Consider the following 21,073-nt stretch of genomic DNA (forward strand, 5'->3'; position numbering starts at 1 on the left):
AAATGCGTAGCCATATAGTCTGCGAGCTTGGAAGTGGTGGAGTAATCAAATATGATCGTATCATTTAATGACAGACCCAACTGACTGTTTAAGGTATGGATGAATTTCCCGACCAGAATGGAATCCAACCCAAGTTCCATAAAATTCGCTTCAACATCAAATTCATCGAGATCATCCAAGTATAAAAGGTCAAATAGAATATCCTTGATTCGTTGTTCGATCTCCATTACCCCGTATAAAAACTTCGTATCCTCTTCAATTACCACTGGAATAAACCCAGACTCGTTTTCCGGCTCAGCGATAGGAGGAGCTAACGTTTTCTCAGGTTGAACACTTACACTTAAGATATCATCCAACGAAATAAAGGGTTGGTTTTCGGCTTCGATTTCTCCGGGATGTCTTTGTTCGATTTCATTAGGCCAGAAGCGCTTTGCTTTGAACGGGTACGTAGGAAGCTCTGGCATATGTTGCGGTGCATAATCGCTATAAAGTTCCCCCCAAGGAATGGAAATGCCGTTTAGCCATAGTTGCGCTAATGCTGACCAATTCTTTTGGACAATTAGTTGTTCAATCCGGTCGTCATGTATCGGCTCAAGTGAAGCAAACTCTGTACGATGATCCGACTCCTCGATCAGGAATTTCTCCATGCTTGTGATCAATTCTCCCGTATTGTGAGCAACAACAGCAAATCGACGTTTCATCGGTTCCCGTCTCAATTGCAGTACATAGGCGAGTCGGCGTAAATCCAGACTAGGATGCTTCTCCAGGTACGCCTTCCAAATCTCCACGTAACTTCTGAGCGTATGACTTGTTTTGGCAGAAAAAACGAAAAGACTCGGCGTCTCGTCGGTGGATACGTACGTGTTGTCTGTCGGGCTCTCGTATTCTTCCACAATAACATGTGAGTAGACTCCGCCCGCGCCAAAGCTGTTAATGCCGATACGTCTTGGACTTCTTCCCCCGTCCAGTTCCATCTCCGGCCATTCAGCCAATTTCGTTTCTACCGTAAACGGCAAGGCGTCAAAATTGATGCTCGGATTCAGCTGCTCCGGCAAACGAGTTGGGCATATTAACTTGTGCTTTAATTGCAAGAGCGCCTTAATAAATTGGGCCATTCCTGATACAGATTCCCCATGGCCCAAACTTGCTTTAATCGAACCTAATGTATAGAAATTGTTCTCGCCGTCGCGAGATTTCCCGAATACTTTAGTAATGGCAGACATTTCGATAGCATCAACCATCTCCGCGCCACTTGCCGCTGCTTCAATATGCCGGATGCTTCTCGGATCGATGCCGGCCGCGTCCAAAGCCTTTTGGATAACGGCTGATTGCTTCACTGGGTCAGGCACATTGTAGCCATTCGTCCTCCCACTATGAGAAACGGCGCTACCTTTGATAACCGCCCAAATATGATCCTTATCTCGTTCCGCGTCAGACAATTTTTTCAGGACGACTGCTCCCACGCCTTCGGATGGAATAAATCCGTTGCCACCTTTACCGAATACAGTGCTGCTCGAACGATCAGAGAGTAGACCTCCCTGTGCGAGACTTGTGTAATTGCTCGGATGAGCATATAAGTTTACCGCTCCAACAACAGCCATCGACGTTTCCCCGTGTCGGATACTTTCACAAGCCTGATGAAGTGCTGTAAGCGATGAAGAGCACATCGTATCAACTGGAACGCTTGGGCCATGGAAGTCCATGACGTATGATAGACGATTGACCATAGACGCAAAGGATGTGTTGTAAAATTGATTGGACGTCTCATTCCACAGATTGAAGCCTGTTTTAGTTACGCCACCAAATACGCCAATCTGATTGCGGATACTTTCATCCATTTTCGATGGCACATAACCTGCGTCTTCAACTGCTTTCCAGCACTGTTCCAAGAATAGGCGTTCCTGTGGGTCCATTCGCTGTGCTTCGGCTGGTGAGATGTTAAAAAATAACGGATCGAAATCAGCATACCCTTCCAGAAAACCACCCCACTTGCTGAAACTTTGCTGTTTGGACAATGCTTCTTCGCGGTTTGGGTTAAAGAATCCGCCCAGCGACCAACGTTCTTCAGACAGCTCTGTAATGCAATTTGTCCCACTTTTCAAGTTGTCCCAGAACTCGTGGATATTCCTCGCCATTGGGAATCGTCCACTTACACCTATGACGGCTATCTGCTCCTCTTCTTGACTGCCGGAACCAGCGTCATACCTATTCCTTTTTTTCGCTCCAAGCCTACTCCGGTTCGGTAATAACGTTGGAAACACGTGACTTTCTTCAAAGGGATTTTTCGATATTAAACGTTGAGGTCTTGAAGCATCCTCATCCGATATGTCATCACCGATCCACTGTGTACATTCATACGGGTATTCCGAAGCCAGATATGTGCTCAAGGCTTCGATGTTTCGGTATTCAAAAAAGATCGTACTGGAAGCGTCCTTGAAATGATCCGTCAGTTTCTTGTTCAGCAACGTTAGTTTGACAGAATCGACCCCATACGTTTCGAAAGGCTCCTGCACGTTAATTTGATCACTGCACAGTTTAATGCTTTCTCCAAATAGGACTGTCAGTTTATGGATCGCCTGTTCCTTCAAACGATCGAAGTTGACTTCTCTTACTTGTTTCTGTGGCTGTTGGGTATTGTCGGCTAATTCGGTCAGTAGTATTTTTACTCTGATTTTTCCCGTGTTCCCCTCCATAACGAGCACTTGATCCTGGTTTTGATCCAGCGCTTGATAGAGGGCGTTTATACCTGTTTCTGACTTCAGCGGTACCATACCTAGATTGTCGAACATGATTTTTTCGATCTCTTTGTCAACATGCATGCCACCTTGTTCCCATAATGACCAATTGATCGAAATGGTTCTCCCCTGGCGTTCTCCCTTAGCCACCAACTTATTACGATAACTTGCATAACCATCCATAAAGGCATTGGCTGCCGAATAATCTGCCTGCCCCGGATTCCCGAACTCTCCCGCTCCGGATGAGAAGAGAATGATAAAGTCTAGATTCATCCCACTTGTGAACGTATCGAGGTGGAGTAATCCGGTTACTTTCGGTCCTAACACTTCTGCGAACTCTTCTTCCGATTTATGAATGATTAATTGGTCCCGGATGATACCGGCACTGTGAAAGATGCCGTTTAACCTGCCATAGTCCTCCACAATTTCGTCTATCAAAGTCTGAACTTGATTTCTGTCCGTTATATCCACTCGCTTGTACTGTACGTTTGCCCCTCTTCCCTTCAAGGCGTACAACTGGGCTTCTTTCTCTTCAGACAGCGCTGAGCGTCCCGTCAAGATCAGCTTTACGTCTTTAATCGTTCGGCTTATCTCTTCGGCGAAAATCAACCCTAGTCCTCCAGCCCCACCGGTCAGCAAATAGACGCCGCCTTCCTTCCACGGCTGCTCATCTTTCTCATTTCTATCGGACAAACCCGACTCTTCAAAACTCTTCGTATATCTCGCACCGGCTTCATACTTGACCTCTCGGTCTTTCGGGCTGTGGCTGTCCGCTTCCAGCGTCGCTGTAATCTCTTCTACCTTACTGCCAGCAGGCATTTGAATAATCTGGAACATTAGTTTCGGATTTTCGAGCTGAGCTGTCTTGAGCAGTCCACCCAATCCCCGGAACAGCTCTCGATCATCGCCTGTAAAGACGACGAGCTGACTGAGAACATGACCTTTCGGCTTGCTCAACAGTATGTTTTGAAGCGCTCCGAATAATTGAATAGCATATTGCTCGAATCTGACATGCAGATCGCGTGCCTCGCTTCGGAATATTGTACACCTCACTCCTTTGATCTGGGACTCGATCGCTTCAGAGGACATCGTTTGGTCCGCTTCACAAAGGAAGATATTGCGCAGCACATACTCAGGTGTTTCTGCTTGAAGAATAACTGACTTCTCCCAAACGGGATGGACCATCATTGATCCGATAGCAGTCTTACTATCGTCAACGGCTTCCAAGGCTCTAAATCTGAAATTTTTTAGTCTCACCCGGATATTTCCGTTTTCATCGCATAAATCGATGTGGACGTTACGAACGTTAGTATCGAAATGATTGCTCTCACTCGTGCGCACGATCACCCACATGCTCTCCGTGCAACAGCCCGTCAGCTCCAGCTCTTCCAGGCTGACAGGCAGCCACGGTTGTGATATCGCTTTGGCTTTTGTCTCACCGTGACTGATCGATAAACCGATCATTGCTTGAATTGCCGAATTCAGTATAGTTGGATGAAGAATATAGAATTCTGACTCTTCTCTTAACGATTCAGGTAGGACAAGCTTAGCCAAAACACTGCCATTTCCGATGTGCAGATGATCAATCCCTTGGAGGCCGCTTCCACATTCGATTCCGATGGCGTTTAATTTGCTATAGCATTGGCTCCCACTGAGGACCGTACCACTACATTCAGCTTGAATCCTGTGAAGATCCACACGCTCAGGTTGTGAGATTTTCTTCCTCAGGACCAGTTCCGCCCGTCCTTGGCCATGTACGATTTCATCTTGATCCGTCAATCCAGCGCTATAGATTTCATAGCCTATCTCATCTTTTTCCACTCGATAAATATCGATATGCAGCTCTCTGCTGCGCTCCTTCGCCGTGAAAGGACTTGACCACGTTATATTTTTCAAGATGATCGTATATTCTTCTGCCCGTGGTACGGATTCATGAATGGCTGCCCGGATCATCTCCAGGTACGCTATTTCCGGTAACCGTTTTTCTCCCAGAATTGCATAGTCGTTCAAAAAAAATTCATTCCCGGTCCATATGCTACTGAATTTTTGTCCATCAAAATTTGATGTATTCCGATGGAGCATCGGGTGCAAATAGCCTGCCTTAACGTTAACCGAAGCATCTGATTCTAATTCCGGAAGCCAGTACCGCTCCCGCGTAAAAGGATACGTTGGCAAACTGATTCGCTTCATCTTGCGATGAATGTGAAGCTTCTCCCAATCCACGTCTATACCCGTGACCCATAATTCCAATAACGTCGAATACTTCTTCCGCTCCACTAATAGTTGAATCACATTTTGAAATTCCTCATTCGATTTAAACAGGGTGAGTATATTTCTTTGCTTCTTGCCATTGCCTCTGTAAAGATTGGTAATGTCATGCTTCCCGAGTACGTATTTCTCCAGCTTTTCGGTTAGATCGTCCATCGAGCTTACGATGAAGCCCAACCGTTCTTCCATACATTCCCGGCCTACTTGCAGTGTATATGCCATATTTGCCAAGTGGTTATTATCCAATCGTTCAGCCTTTATCGCTTCTAACAACTGCACCGCCTGCTCCTTGAGGTTTTCTTTTCTTTTAGCCGATAAAAGAATGACTGCAGGGTCGTTCACCGTTACCTCAACGGGATTGTCCACTTGGTTTCCTTGCACATATTCCTCGATAATAACGTGGCTGTTAGAGCCACCCGCACCAAAGGAAGAAATACCTGCGATTCTGGGATATTCCTTCTTTTCCCCATCAATCTCAACAATAGGCTGTTTCCATTCTGCCAATTCCTGTTGAACGCTGAAAGGGGTTTGCCCGAAATCGATATTGGCATTCAACACCTCCGAATGAAGACTCGGCACGTATTGCTTATATTTCATCTGCAGTAATACTTTCGTTACGCCTGCTATTCCTGCTGCCGCCTCCAAATGACCGATGTTGCTCTTCGCAGATCCGATGGAGCAAAAGGCCTTATCTTTTGTGTGCGTTTCAAACGCTCTCGTTAATCCAGCAATTTCGATTGGATCTCCCAGCGAGGTTCCCGTTCCATGGGCTTCGATATAGCTAATCGTTCTCGGGTTCACATTGGCGTCCGTTATCGCCTTATCAATAACTTGGGTTAATGCGGCCGGATTGGGAACGGAATATCCGTTCGTCTTGCCGCCGTGATTAACGGCTGTGGATTTAATGACCCCATAGATCTGATCGCCGTCAGCAATGGCTTGATTAAGCGGCTTTAACAGTAGGGAGCCCACTCCTTCACCGGGCACGTAGCCATCTCCCCCGTCCCCGAAACTTTCGCATTTGCCTTTACTGGACATGAAGTTATACTGGCTCAAGAATAAATACTTGTTCGGATGTAAGGAAAGATTGACGCCACCGGCAATGGCAAGTTTGCATCTCCCTAACTTGATACTATCGCATGCTGCATGCAATGCCGTTAAGGAAGAGGAGCACATGGTATCAATCGCCATGCTTGGTCCGTTAAAGTTGCAAAAGTATGAGACGCGATTCGCGATGGAGGAGGCGATTCCCGATAACGCGACAGGGTTACCTCTCATTTGGCTCTGTATGCCAAGAAACTGGTAGTCCATGAAGGTAGACCCTACAAAAACTCCGATATTCCCGTTCTCGACTTTGCTCAGAGCCTCTCTCGTATACCCAGCATCCTCTAACGTTTCATAGACGCACTCCAAGAACAATCGCTCTTGCGGGTCCATATATTCCGCATCTTCAGGCGAGATATTGAAAAACAATGGATCGAATTTATCGACATCATTGATAAACCCTCCCCATTTGCTATTGATCTTTCCAGTTTTAAACTTGTCCGCATCATAATGGCGCTTGTAATCCCAACGTTCCTCAGGAATCTCAACGACACAGTCCTTTCCGAGCTTTAGATTTCCCCAGAATTCATGGATGTTGTTAGCCTGCGGATATCGGCCGGAGAGGCCTATAATGGCGATATCCATATGACTGCCGTCATGCCCTTGCGCCACATCCCTATGGTAATCTGTCCTCATTGGCTCAAGGACGCTTGATAATATTGCAGTTTTTTTGTGCTCCTCACCCTGGTCGTTGGATAAGTTATCAAGGGAAGCGTGGATTTCGAACAATTCCATCAGCTTTTCGCTGTATGTCTGCATGAAATAATCCGCTAATGCCTGGATGGTTTGATATTCAAAGAATATCGTCAGCGAAATCGGTCCAAGTGTATTATTCACTTCTTCTGCCAACTGCTTAATCATGACGGAGTCGATGCCATAGCTCTCCAACGAAACGTCCGATTCAATCCGGTCGATCGGGATGCTGCTGACCATTGCGAGCAGCTGCTTACAATAAAGGACCGTCTTCTCTTTCATAATCGTCGGCGTAAGCTGTGCCAAATCCGCTTGAGCTGCAATAGGTTCTTTTCGTTCGATGATTGGAGCTGTCGGTTTGACTTCCTCTGTACGTTTCGGTACATGTGCTCCGATTAATTCTGCGCTAGCATTGACACCTGATATCCAGTAACGCTCCTTCGCAAACGGATAGGTTGGCAGGCTGATTCGTTTTGGCGTCGTGTCCATGTGAAGGCTTTCCCAATTCATATCCAGACCCTTCACCCAGAAACCAAGCAGCTTCCCATACTTCCCTTTACTAATCCAGGAATCGATCGCCTTCTGCAAATCATCATCTGCTTTGAAGATGGCTAACGTATCCTTCTCTCTTATGACACGGCCAACGTACAGTTCTTCCACGTCATCATCGCCAGCCAAATATCCATTTAATTTCCGCTCCAGCTCATGGATCGAGGTAACGGTCGTACCCAATCGTACTTCCATCGCTTCGCGCCCGACTTGCAAGGTGTATGCAATATCCGGTAGATCTTGGTCCTCATACTTTTCCAGTCTGATTTGCCGTAATAGTTGACTTGCCCGTTCTTTGAGATTCTCCTCCTCCTTCCCTGACAATACAATGACTGCAGGGTTGTCAGTCGTAATGATTGGTGCGACCTCTGATTTTTGCTCAGGCATGTATTCTTCGATCACAAGATGGGCGTTTGATCCCCCTGCACCAAAGGCCGATATCCCCGCAAGTCTAGGCACTTCCCTCTTGGCACCGTCCTGCACAATGACTGGCCTTTTCCATTCTTCCAGCTCATGTTGCACTTTGAACGGCGTCTTCTCAAAATCGATGTTCGGATTTGATTCACTGGAATGCAAACTTGGCACGAGCTTCCTGTACTTCATCTGCAGCAGCACTTTTGTCACGCCTACGATTCCCGCCGCACTTTCCAGATGACCTATATTACTTTTGACCGAACCGATCGAACAGAATTGCTTATCGACCGTTTGATCTTCAAATGCCTTGGTCAGTGCTGTTATTTCAATTGGATCCCCGAGCGCCGTTCCAGTACCGTGAGCTTCGATGTAACTGAAATGTCTGGCATCTACATTCGCATCTTTCATTGCTCTTCTGATCATGCTCGCCTGTGCATTCGGATTCGGTACGGTGTAGCCATTGGTCCTTCCGCCGTGATTGATTGCCGATCCCTTGATTACGCCGTAGATCTGGTCCCGGTCCTCAATCGCTTTGGACAACGGTTTAAGTAGAATGGAACCGACACCTTCACCTGGCACATAACCGTCGCCGCCGGTACCGAAGCTTTCGCATCTTCCTTTACTTGACATAAAATTACCGCGGTCAAGCAACAAGTATTTATTCGGGTGAATCGAAATATTAACGCCGCCAGCAATCGCTAGCTCGCATTCTCCTTGATGAATGCTTTGGCAGGCCAGGTGGATCGCAATCAATGATGAGGAACACATCGTATTTAATCCGATGCTCGGGCCATGAAAGTTACAGAAATAAGAGACGCGATTCGCAATAGAAGACGTTATCCCGCTAAGCGCAACCTTGTGACCTTTCGCTTGTTCCTGCGCTCCATAAAGCTGGTACTCGTCATACATGACGCCAACGTATACACCTACATTCCCTTCCATGCCGGACCCTTGAACTTTACTTAAAGCCTCTCTCGTATATCCCGCATCTTCCAACGTTTCTAGAACGCATTCCAAAAATAACCGCTCCTGAGGATCCATGAACTCGGCTTCGCGTGGTGTAATATTAAAAAATAACGGATCAAATCGATCGACATCATCTAAAAATCCACCCCACTGTGCCATCGACTTATTTTCATCTGCAAAAAGACGATAGTCCCAGCGCTCTTTCGGTATCTCGGTTATGCTATCCTTTCTATTGCATAAATTCTCCCAAAGTTCATCCACATTCTTGGCTTGCGGATACCGTCCTGCCATACCAATGATGGCGATATCTTCCTTCGTTGGTGTAGATCTGTTTGGTTTGTCCAAAGATGCGAATCGTTGATGTCTCGATCTTCTCTTTGACGGTTGCAAGGGCACATGTCTAGCTGAAGATGCTGCTGCAGGCTGCCGAATGTGGTGTGCAACACCCAACAGATCAATTAATTTATCCCTATGAGAATCCAGAAAGTAATCAGCGACAGACCGAATGTTCTGATATTCAAAGAACAGTGTCTTCGAGAGTGAACCAAAACTTTTCTCCAGCTCATCCGTCATTCGCATAATGACTAATGAATCGATTCCATACTTCTCCATCGGTGCGTCTGATTCGATCCGATTAACCGGAAGTTTTATAACGGACGAGAGCAGCTTTTTGAAATAATGCTCTGCTTTTTCTTGCAGCGTTTCTTGCGATACCGCCAGCCGATGACCACCTTCTGCTTCTGTTCCAAAGCTTCCCTTTGAATCCATGCTCCCACTGGCTTTATCCCCTAATTGGTGAAGGAATGTACTACGAAGCTTCTCGCGGTCTCCCTCCATAATCATCACCTGATCATGATCTTGAACTAGCGCTTGATACAAGGCATTGATACCGGTCTCCGTTTTTAGAGGGGTCATCCCCACACGCTCAGCCATGCGCCGCTCGATCTCCTTGTCGACATGCATGCCACCTTGCGCCCATAACGGCCAGTTGATCGAGACCGTTTTCCCCCGACGTTCTCCCTTCTCAGCCAACCGATTACGGTAGCTCGCAAAAGCGTCCATAAACGCGTTCGCTGCCGCATAATCAGCCTGTCCTGGATTCCCGGTCTCCGCCGCTCCTGATGAGAAAAGTAGCATAAAATCAAGATTCATTTGGCTTGTGAACGTATCGAGGTTGTGCAAGCCAGTTACTTTTGGCTTCAATACCTCGGCGAATTCTTCTTCGGTTTTGTGAAGAATATATTGATCACGAATGATACCCGCACCATGAAAAATCCCGTTTAATCCGCCATAGGCTTCCGTTATACCCGTGATCAATGCCTTCACTTGTGCTTTGTCTGTTATATCCACTCGCCGATAGTCGACGACGGCTCCCTGTTCCTTCAAGTCGTTCAACTGGGTCTGTTTCGCTTCGGGCAGCTCCGATCTTCCCGTTAGGATCAAGGTGACATCCTTGATTTGTCTGGCTATCTCTTCGGTGAAGATCAGACCTAAACCTCCGGACCCGCCAGTTATCAGATAGACACCGCCTTCCTTCCACGGAATTCCTAGATCGCCGCTTCTCTCAAGCATCTCTGTCTCTTCCAGACTCTTCGTATATCTTACGTCTTCCACATAGCTAATCTCACGATCATTAAGATTCTGGCTGTCCGCTTCCAGCATTGCGACTACATGTTCCAACTTGCTTCCGTCAGACAGCTGAATAATCTGATATTTCAGCTTCGGATTTTCGAGCTGCGCTGTCTTTAAGAGCCCTCCTAAACCTCGAAACAGTTCTTTATCGCCGCTGGCGAAAACAACAAGTTGAATGAGAACATTGCCTTTTGGCTTACTTGAAAGCATACTTTTAACGGCAATAAACAATTGCTTTGCGTATCGTTCATACCGTGTACTTAAATCCGTAGATTCACTTCGAAAAATTCGGCATCTCGCCCCTTGAAGGCGAGATGCCAATTGTTCGGAGGTTATCTGCTGGTCCGATTCGCACAAAATGACTTCGCGCTGTTCATACAGTATACTTTCTGCCAGGATACGGTCTCTTTTTTTCCATATTGGATGCAGCATTAAGGAGCCCGCACCCGTTTGATCCTCAGCAGCATGCAAACTCGCATTGGAATGAGTACCTTCAATTGTTCTAACCAACATAAGCCATGCCCTCGCTTTCTGCTTCCAGCGCTCTGAATGCAAATTTTCTCATCCGTACCTGGATCACCCCGTTCTCATCACACAGGTCGATATCCAGCTTTTGCATGTGTTGATCTGTATTAACGCCATCGCTCATTCTGACGATTGCCCACATACACTTACTGCATTGGCCAATAATGTCCAACTCTTCGAGCGCGAATGGCACCTTCGTTGTTCGTTCGCTGATTCCCTCTTTCGCTTGGTTGCCGATGGTCAAGCCGATTGTAGCCTGGATTGCGGAGTCCATCAGGCTTGGATGCAGGATATAGTCACCCGCGCCTGCGCTTACTGATTCCGGTATGATCAACTTAGCTAATACTTGACGTTCTCCGATATATAAGCACTCAATCCCTCTATGGCCGCTTCCATAATCGACCCCGAGCGCGCTAAACCAATCGTAGCATTTAGTACTGCCGATGAAACGCTCACTGCAGTCGGCTTGCACCGCACGAATATCGACCTCTTCTGTATGCTCGTGACTGGTCTTTGACAAAAAGACCGCTCGCCCTTGACAATGAACGACCGTCTCTTCTTCCCCATTCGCGCCTTCGCTGTATATCTCAAAACCAATTTCCCGATCTTCTTCGGGATAGATTCCGATATGCAGCTCTTGACTTGATCCTTTCACAGCAAAAGGTGTTGACCATACGATATTTTTCAATCGAATATCATGACCTTCTCCCCATAAAGCGGATTGCCGCAGCGCTGCTCTGGTCATCTCCATGTAGGCTGCTCCGGGCAATATGTTCTCACCCATCACGACATGATCCTTCAAGAAAAACTCTTTACCGGTCAGCGTACTGCTGAATCGCTGCTCTTCCAAATTCGAAGTGTTGCGATGGAGCAACGGGTTCAAATAACCCACCGCCTGCACGAACACTGGGCTGTTATTCTCTGCTGGAGCTTCTCTTTCCATCAGCCAATAACGTTCCCGGGCGAAAGGATACGTTGGCAAGCTAATTCTTTCAGGCTTCTTTTGGCTGTATAGTTTAGCCCAGTCGACGTCTAGGCCGGTTACCCACAAGCCAAGCAACTTATCGTATTTTCCTTTGTTAATCCACGATTCAATGGCAAACTGAATGTCTTCATCAAATCCTAGCACTGCTCCCAACGCTTTATCGCCTGTCACATACCCTCGATATATACCTTCTGCTTCACCTAGATGTTCTACAAATGCAGTGAGCTTACGTTCCAATTGCTCCAAGGAAGTTACCGTTATCGCCAACCGCTCTTCCATCGCAACCCGTCCGACTTGGAGCGTATACGCGATACGGATCAAATCCCTGTTCGTATACTGATCTTTTCTTATCCAAGCCAACAAATTTCCGGCATGCTCCCGAAGCTTCTCGTCGCTCTTGGCCGATAACAAGATGATAACCGGATTATGAAGGCTGTACGCCAGGTTATCGCTTGTTGTCTCTGCCTGCATGTATTCCTCAATGATGACGTGCGCATTTGCGCCCCCTGCGCCAAAGGAGGATAATCCCGCACGCCGCGGATATCTCACGTTGTTAATGATCGGCCGTACCCACTCAGACAACTCCTGCTGGACGAAGAACGGCATTCTGTTGAAATCAATGCGTGGATTCAGTTCCTTAGCATGCAGGGAGGGTGCAATCTGCCCATACTTCATTTGCAGCAGCACTTTGGTCAAACCTGCAATCCCCGCTGCGCTTTCCAAATGTCCGATGTTCGACTTGATCGATCCGATTGCGCAAAACTGCTTATCGGTCGTATTCTCTTCGAACGCACCTGCCAGCGCCGCAACCTCAATTGGATCGCCCAGCTCCGTACCTGTGCCGTGCGCTTCAATATAGCTAATCGTTCTTGCATCCATATTGGCTCGCCGCAGCGCTTCTTTGGTCAATTGGCGCTGCATATTTGGATTGGGAACGGTATATCCGTTCGTTCTTCCTCCCGCATTGATCATCGTTCCCTTGATCACGCCGTAAATATGATCGCCGTCACGTTCAGCGGCTGATAGTGGCTTTAAGACAACCGCTCCGACTCCCTCCCCGTCTACAAAACCGTCTGCTCCAGCGCCAAATGCCTTGCATTCACGACCTGAAGACAGCATCGTTTTTCCGGACAACCGTTGATAATGGTAAGGGTCTACAATTAAATTGACGCCACCGGCAATGACACATTCACTCGTTCCGTTATAAAGGCTTTCCATCGCCATATGAATCCCCACCAGCGAAGAAGAGCACGCAGTATCGACGGCCATGCTTGGCCCTTGAAAGTTCATCACGTAAGAAACACGATTCGCGATGGACCAGAATGAGGCCCCAGTGATGTAGTCCGCATTCATCGCGCCAACGAAGACGCCGACTCTTCTCGATGCACACAAATTCTCAGGTGTGTATCCCGCATCTTCGATACTCGCATTTACCGTTTCTAAAAACAATCGCTCTTGCGGGTCCATTTGCTCTGCTTCTCTTGGCGATATGCCAAAAAAGACCGGATCAAACTTATCGATATCGTCAATAAAACCGCCCCACTTGGTGTAAATCCCGCCAAATGCCTTTTTATCCTCGGTATAATAGGTTTTCCAATCCCATCTGTCCTTCGGGATCTCGGAAATGCTGCTCTTTCCGTTTTTTAATAACTCCCATAGCGCATCTGTACTGTTAGCACCTGGATAACGTCCCGCTAAGCCGATAATAGCGATGTCCTGTACACCAGGATAACCACTATGACTTGACGCAATTGTTCTTTCCTTGTTGTCCGCAATGGGAACCTCTATCATCACTGTTTCCGGCTCGCCTTTCGATATTGCCCGGTTTTTAATCAGATCACGTTCACCCATAACAACTTGATTGGTTGAAGCAACATATTTAGCCAGCAATACTTCGTGATAATGGTCTATAACATAATCGGCAAGCTCATCCAACGAATTGTACTCATAGAAAAGAGTGCTGGATATTGAACCGAAAACCTTTTCTAGTCGATCGGTCAGCTCCATAATCATGAGAGAATTGAAATCGAATTGCTCAAAGCTCTTTTTACCGATCACTTGCTTCACGGACATTTTAGTAACTGCAGCAATCATTCCAGCAATTTCTTCTTTTACTTTCTCTTTATCGATCTCTGGCCGACTCGTTTCGATCCCAATACGACTGGAATCCGCCTCCCGATGATCGGTTACGGTCTGGTTTACTGGAAGTCGAAGATTGTTTTCGTACCCATACAGAACCCCAATGTTCTGATAACCACTCGATAAAATCGAAAACAGCGCATCCATGCCAACCTCGTCGGGTAAACCTTCCCATCCCTTTTCCTGTTTCATGCGATGTTTGTCCGACTCCGATAATTGCATTCCGCCCGATATCCAGAGTGGCCAATTGACCGAGATAGTCTTGCCGGATGCATATCCTTTTTGACATTCGCCATCTCGATATGCTGCAAAACAATCCATAAACCCATTCGCATAGGCATAATCGGATTGACCTTTATTCCCAAAAGTTGAGGTAACCGACGAGAAATAGACCATAAAATCTACATTGTCAGTGTATTTATTCAAGTAGACCGTTCCAGCTACTTTAGCTTCCATAACCTGTCCAAAGTCGCTCCATTCTTTTTGGAAAAATAGCCGGTCTTTGATGACCCCAGCGCAATGGAAAATACCTTTGACAGGTCCAAGCTCTCGATTGATATCGACGATTACCTGCTTTACATCGCTCTCAACAGCAAGGTCGCAACTTTTATAAATGACACGGTCACCAGGGATTGAGGCAAGCAGTCGATTCGTACTCGCATCATGCGGGGACCTACCAAGTAGAACGATGGTAGATAGCGGATATCGACTAAGATAACTCGCTACAACATGGCCAATTCCGCCTAATCCACCAGTGATAAGGTATACACCCTTAAATTGTATGTTACTTGACGATGCAACCTTAGCTTCCTGCAGTTCTTTTTCCATTCTTACGTTATGGTCATATTTAATTTCATTCGAAGAAGCATAATGGAAGAGCTCCTCACATACCTTCTGAGCATCCACATTCAGCCAGTGATGGGACAATGTTCGAAACCGGAAAGTTGGATGTTCCAAACTGATCGTTTGCATCATAGGACCGAGTCCCGCATAAAAAGGATAATTTTCATGATGGTTGGCATTTAGTAAAGCTAAAACATTGTAATTTCGTTTCCCGGTTACTCTTATCAATGCTTTGCATAGCAAAAACAACGGATGCGCCACCTCTTTTGCCTGATTCAATGGCGATTCGTTGTTATTGGTGATTTCAGGAACTATCAGCAGATTCTTAAAATCAATTTCATGCATTGCAAAATGTTCAAGTAGCGTATGATAATCGAGTTCGTTATAGACATTGATTTGATAGATCGGATACTCAGCTTTAAATTGAGGTCCAGTTTTAACCAGAATGACCTTCCCAACCAGATTTGACTCCGTTAGTACTTTGTAATTCGATTCATCGCGATCCAATAAAATGACGGTTTCTTGTTTGAAATTTTGACCCCTGGGAATAGACCTTTCTATCCAATGAGGTGCATAATAGAGTAATTTTGGCGCTTTCTCCGGTAATGCCTTCAGTACGAAATCCTCAATTGCTACAAGCGGTTGACCTTCTCGATCATAAATAGCAATCTGGCATTTCATATAACGATTCGTTACATTATGATCGGTAATTTTGATCCGAGAATAGCAGGGAGCGACAAGCTTTCGATAAACTCTGACTTTGCCAATCGAGTAGGGCAAATATGTAGCATTGAGTGATCTCCATTGTTCACTAACAACAACGGCATGCAAAGCGCCGTCAAGAAGGATTGGATGAATAATTCCATTTTCATAGCGAACAGGTTCCAACCCATCATCCACGCGGGCCAACAATTCATCATTGCGGTTATACACCGTTTGGACAACTCGATAAGTTGGGCCATACTGGACACTTGCCCCCAAGTGCTGTCGATAGATCTCGTTCTTATTAAAACTTACGTGAGCAAGTGCAACAAAATGATCGAGATCGAATGATTCTGGTACACGATCCTGTGATGTACTATACGCGCCCGTGACGACGATGTTATCCCCGCTACTGACAACAAACGTCATGACCGACGTATCTATAGAAAGTGTGAGGCATGTATCCTGCTCCCTCAGCACAACGGATTGCAGCAACCTCAAATTGTCGATTGCGATCTCCTCATACGTGACATGGTACATTTCCAATGCTTTCATGACCATTTCCAGATAAAAAGCCCCGGGAACGACCACATCCCCATGAATGACATGATCTTTCACGAGCTCGCTTTGATTGTTCAAGTTCACCGTATAATGTATATTGTGTCTTTCTCTTAAGATATTGTCAAAAAACGTATGCCCAACAGATGTCGTTAAACGGCTCTGTTCATTGCGCACTGGCTCAATCCAATACCGTTTCTTCTCAAACGGATAGACAGGTAATGAAAGTTTCTGATAACGACGATTCTCGTACAATTTCCGCCAATTAATCTCGCATCCTTTAATATAAAGGTCTCTCAAACTTTCCAAATTAGCCTTGTATGCAGGAGAATCAGGATCCATTGCCGTTAATTTGCCAATCAAGTTATCGCATATCGTAGAATCAGGAGTAACGGTTGTTTTACCTTTCACGTTCGAATAATCATTTTCCAACATGGCCAGTAATTGTTCTTTGGTCTCTACGATAAAGGAGATCCGTTCGTCAAAATGAGTCCGCCCTACGCTAAGTGTAAAAGCGATATCTCCAATCGTTTGTCCATCTGAGGCTTTTAACCATGCACGGAGCTGGCTGATTTTGCCCCTTAAACTCTCTTTCGACTTGGCAGATACAGGGATTAGGTAATATGAATGATCAGAATTGGACCGGTTCGTGCCACCACTATACTCTTCAATGACAACATGACTATTCGTACCGCTGAACCCGAACGAGCTGACCGCTGCTTTTCTTGGTGTGGGCTTCGGCCTCCATTCTTTCAATATCGTATTTACATAAAAAGGGCTGTTCTTGAAGTCGATATGCTCATTTGCCTGTTCATAATGCAGCGTTGGAGGAATCGCTTGATGTTTCAGTGACAGGATGATTTTGATTAACCCCGCCACACCTGCAGCGCCTATCGTGTGCCCGATATTCGTTTTGACGGACCCGATCGGACAAGATTCCTTTTCCATCTCGTTTTCTCCAAATACATCGGAAAGCGCCTTAATCTCAATGGGATCGCCAAGTTTGGTCCCTGTTCCGTGCGTCTCCACATAATCAATAGACGCAGGGTCTATCTGGTTATCCTTATAGATCGCTCGTAGCAAATTAACTTGACTCATGGCACTTGGCGCAGTAATACCATTCGTTTTACCGTCCTGATTGATGCCCGAAGCAGAGATCACGCCGTAAATATGGTCGTTATCTGCAATAGCCTTATCCAGTTCCTTGAGCACAACGATTCCTGCACCTTCACCAGGAACAAAGCCGTTCGCTCGGTTATCGAAAGCTTTACATCTCCCATCGGGAGATAACATTCCCAGCTTGGAAGAGGTCAAATAAAGATCTGGCGTGGACATGATACAGATCCCCCCAACCAGTGCCATCTCGCATTCACCTTTCAGAATGCTTGACGCCGCAAGGTGGATGGCAACGAGTGAAGAAGAACAAGCGGTATCCAAGCTAATAGCAGGTCCTTTTAAATTGAGGAAATAGGCTACCCTCGCCGCCAAAATTGCAAAATCATTACCCATCAAGCTATACGGATTTGGTGGATGTCCACCTTCTTTAATAAGATTGATATAATCTCCTGGCCTTGCACCTATAAAAACCCCGACATTTTTGTTGCTCAGATCAAGTTCTGAATATCCCGCATCTTCCAGCGCATGATAACACTCTTCGAGGCAAATTCGCTGCTGTGGGTCCATGTTCTCGCCTTCAATCGGTGTGACTGAGAAGAAATCTGCATCGAAACGATCAATATCGGCTACAAACCCTCCCCACTTGCTCATTGTTTTGTTATCTGCTCTTATATCAGGATCGTAATAGTTCGCAACCGACCATCGCTGCTCAGGAACGACCTGGATGGAATCAATGCCATTTTTTAGATTATTCCAATATTCATCAGCAGAATTAGCGCCGCCGTATTTGCACGCCAACCCGATGATGGCAATTTTCTTATTTGTATTCGCAGCTTCTTTCCGTTCCTTTGCAGCTTCATTCAGTATAGCAGGAATTGGGCCGGAAAAAAAACAGTTTCAGGAATAATGTTGATATTTTTCTGGGTGCTCATATACGCACCTAGTTCATCAATGCTTGAAAAATCGTACAAGTCGCTAATGGCAAGTTTGGTCCCAAATTTTTTATTCGCTAGATTTAAAAAGTCCACAATGGTCAATGAATCGAAACCCAGAGCATAATACTTCTTCCCATTTTCAATCAATGAACGCTCTACTTGAAGAACGTTCGCTGCTAAATCAGCCAAAATATCATTAATTGCTGTGACCTCAATAGAAAGCGTGGTTTCCGTTACCACGGTTGATTCAGAATGGGGTTCAATCTTTGGTTCAGATTCAGGTTGAGGTTTCGACTCCGGACTTAAATCAGGTTGTAATTCAATTATGATGTTGTTGTTCTTAGAATGGATATACGATGTTAACTCGTCTATGCTTGCGCGATCGTAAAGATCCGTAATGGCTAACGATATGCCAAACCTCTCATTGATAGCGTTTAAAAAATCTACAATGGTCAATGAGTCAAAGCCTAACGCATAGAACTTCTTCCCACTCTCGATCAAGGAGCGTCCAACGGATAACGTTTGTGCTGCTTGGGAAACGAGCTGTTCTTTTATGTCACTCACGGAAATGAGGCTCGGTTTTGTATCACTTCCCGATAATTCGGTTAAAGTCCATAATTGTTTCCGATCGATTTTACCGTTCGGTGTCCTTGGTAATTTTTCTACTCGAATGAATGAAGAAGGAATCATATAATCGGATATTTTGGGTTTCAGGAATTCGTATAATTGGTCATCTGTAATCGATTCCTCTTCTCTCAATGCGATAGCCGAGTATAACCGGCTGACTCCCGGACTGAGTTCTTTAACAAAAACAGCACATTCAGCAATTGCGTCGTTCTGCTCTATTACGCGTTCAATGCCCGTCAGCTCAAGTTTAATCCCCCTGATTTTCACTTGGTGATCGCGCCGACCTAATAACTCAATCGTTCCGTCAGGTAAATACCGACCATAGTCGCCCATTTTATATAATCGAGGACTCGAACTATCTTTGAATGGATTTTCGATAAACTTTTTTGCATTGCCTTCGTTGTCATTAAGGTAGCCTGTTGCTAATGCCACCCCTCCGATATGCAGTTCACCCTCAATTCCAACTCCCGCCAATTTTAAATCCGAATCAAGTACGTACACTTTAACATTCCGGATCGGTTTAAACCCGGGCAATTTACCCGTTCTGGCTGCAGTGGTTTTGGAATCTACATATAAAATCCCGTTTACCTCTGTCGCGCCGTAATCATTTAATAACGTAACCTGAGGCACAACTCTTTTAAAAAGTTTCAATAAATCTACGGTCAACGGTTCTCCTGCAGTAATACATAATTGCATCGCTGATAACAATCCCTTATCTTCAGGCGACTCTAAAATACGCTTTAGTAGCGAAGGGACGACGGTAAGATGCGAGATCTGATGACGGGCAATCGCACGAACTAGACTATTCGGATCTTTTACAATTGAATCAGTCAATATGACGGTGGGAACCCCTTTGAGTAGTCCCCCCAGGAACTCCCACATGGACGGCATGAAATTCATACTCGTCCGTTGACCCATACAAGAGTTTTCTCTGAAAGGGTAATTCGACCAAATCCAATTAAAACGATTAATCAATTGCAACTGTTTGTGAATGACACCTTTCGGTTTTCCAGTTGAGCCCGATGTATACATGATTAAGCAATCGCGTTCCAAAGAGAAGTTGCTTGCCGAAATACTTGGCTCGTAGGAAGCAGCATCGATTAAATGATGCTCGCTCATCACGATTGTCCTGTAGTTCGAAATTTCGCTTACTCTCTGATCGGTTGTAAAAATGAGTTCGACTTTAGCATCCTCAATCATGTAATGAAGGTGTTCTTCCGAATAAGAGGTGTCCAGAGGAAGATAAATATTGCCTGACTTCCAAACTGCTAACATGGCAATTACGGTATAAATGGACCGCTCGCCATAATAGCCAATAACCTGATTACTAACGTTTAATTGCGAGATTTCTAATGCCAAATGATCGACGGAACAGAGCAGATCGATATAGGAAATATAAAAAACATTGCTTTTATTATCATCATAGATAAAAGCAATGTCCTGAGGGGTCTGGTAGGCTTGTTGTTCGAATACATCATACAGCGTCTCTTGGAACTGATATTGTTCTGGTAATCCTGCCCATTCTTTGATCCTACTGAGTTCATCTACCGAAAGATAGGAAAGCGTGGAAAGTGCTGCATCTGGGTTTCTAATGAACTCTGATAAATAGGTCGAATAATGGTTCACAATTCGATCGATTGTATTTCCAGCGATCATGTGAGCGTTATACTTCATCGTTATGATGACATGATCTTCATTGGTCGACATATTCATAGCAAGCACATGACTGGAATCAGCATTGCATAGCGCTATATTGAGGTTGTCTAAATCGTGAGCATGGAGTTTTTCCTTCATAATAAAGGAAGCCAAATTCTCCACGATATCCGCAAGCTTAGATTGTTTCGAGTAGTTCAACGTGTCGAATTTCAACTGTACTCCTTTGCAATGCATGCTCCAGGTGGTGACATTCGCATCCGTAAAACAAACGAATAAAGCAATCATAATGCCAGCATAGTAAAGAAGATCCGGATTAGACTTGCTATCCCCGATGAGCAAGCTTCGATGCATGTCCCTAACCTTTTTCACGTTGCCAGGTTCAATGAATAGAAAATCAAGTCCAGCTTCGCCTTTGTGGTGTTTTTCTGCATTCATTACAGCTAAATCTATAAATTGACGACCTTTAAGAAAACCTATAATCAGTTCTTTATAATTGGCGATATATGTTTGAATGTTATAATCTAACGTACTATTGTCTACATAAAGTTCATCTTCATAAAATCCATAGTGTATTTTTGAGTCACTTAACGTATTTAATAGTTTGAGAGGTTCCATCTTGTAGCTCC

The 21,073-nt window shown here is 45.4% G+C and carries 2 protein-coding genes and 1 pseudogene; all 3 read right to left on the reverse strand.

The features are described from left to right. Positions 1-26: 26 nt before the first annotated feature. A pseudogene (locus FFV09_RS02330) lies at positions 27-10,244 on the reverse strand (SDR family NAD(P)-dependent oxidoreductase); the annotation flags it as partial. Between the two features lie 619 nt (positions 10,245-10,863). Continuing rightward, entirely contained in the window at positions 10,864-18,105 is a 7,242-nt protein-coding gene (locus tag FFV09_RS02335) for an SDR family NAD(P)-dependent oxidoreductase (RefSeq protein ID WP_342782107.1), read from the reverse strand. Next, on the reverse strand, positions 18,090-21,062 hold the full coding sequence (locus FFV09_RS02340; RefSeq protein ID WP_141446193.1) for an AMP-binding protein: 2,973 nt from the start codon (positions 21,060-21,062) through the stop codon (positions 18,090-18,092). Before FFV09_RS02340 ends, FFV09_RS02335 begins: the two co-directional genes overlap by 16 nt. Positions 21,063-21,073: the final 11 nt, after the last annotated feature.

Origin of the sequence: Saccharibacillus brassicae (assembly GCF_006542275.1) — a bacterium.
GTDB classification, from domain to species: Bacteria; Bacillota; Bacilli; order Paenibacillales; family Paenibacillaceae; genus Saccharibacillus; species Saccharibacillus brassicae.

Excerpts from the sequence above, each read along its gene's own strand:
- FFV09_RS02340 (WP_141446193.1), bottom strand. The coding sequence starts at position 21,062 with ATGGAACCTCTCAAACTATTAAATACGTTAAGTGACTCAAAAATACAC.